Origin of the sequence: Bacillus sp. AFS001701 (assembly GCF_002559405.1) — a bacterium.
Classification (GTDB): Bacteria; Bacillota; Bacilli; order Bacillales; family Bacillaceae_G; genus Gottfriedia.
Map to the genome: position 1 here is coordinate 1 of NZ_NTZO01000364.1, position 523 is coordinate 523.

A 523-nucleotide genomic window follows, 5' to 3' on the forward strand; every position below is an offset into this window, starting at 1 on the left:
ACATATAATTAAAAAAAATGTCAGATTATAAAACTTTTTGTATAATTAAATCGTCTAATTTTTAGTAAAACAAATTTAACTATTTTCTTTTTAGCTTTTGTTTAATCTTAAACGTTGATTATTAGTAGTTTGATTAAAAGAATTCGTGACGATACTAGAATAAAAATAACTTTATTAAACATCTATCAAATACTTACGACAACAAACAATTAAGAAACGATAAAAAGTATAGAAATTATAGGAGGAGAAAACAATTGTCCAGAGTTATGAAAAATCGTAGAAAAAAACCAATTTTAGGGATCGTAATTTCCTTAGTTCTAGTAGCTGGAGTGGCAGGTACACTTTATGAACAAAACAAAGAACCTAAAACGATTGTTATTAAAAAGAATGCTAAAGTTAAAAATGACATTGTAAAAAATGATAATGTACTAAATTTTCCAGATTATTATAAAACTACAAAAGAAGATGAATCTGGATTATTAGAAGTGTTAAACGTTGATTCAAATTTAGTATTAGTTAATAA

General features: G+C 23.7%; 1 protein-coding gene. It reads left to right on the forward strand.

What is annotated here, in order from left to right; genetic code table 11:
- Nucleotides 1-254 precede the first annotated feature (254 nt).
- Nucleotides 255-523, forward strand: a 269-nt coding sequence (locus CN514_RS19690) for a hypothetical protein (protein ID WP_141529434.1), incomplete at its 3' end; no start/stop codon positions are given.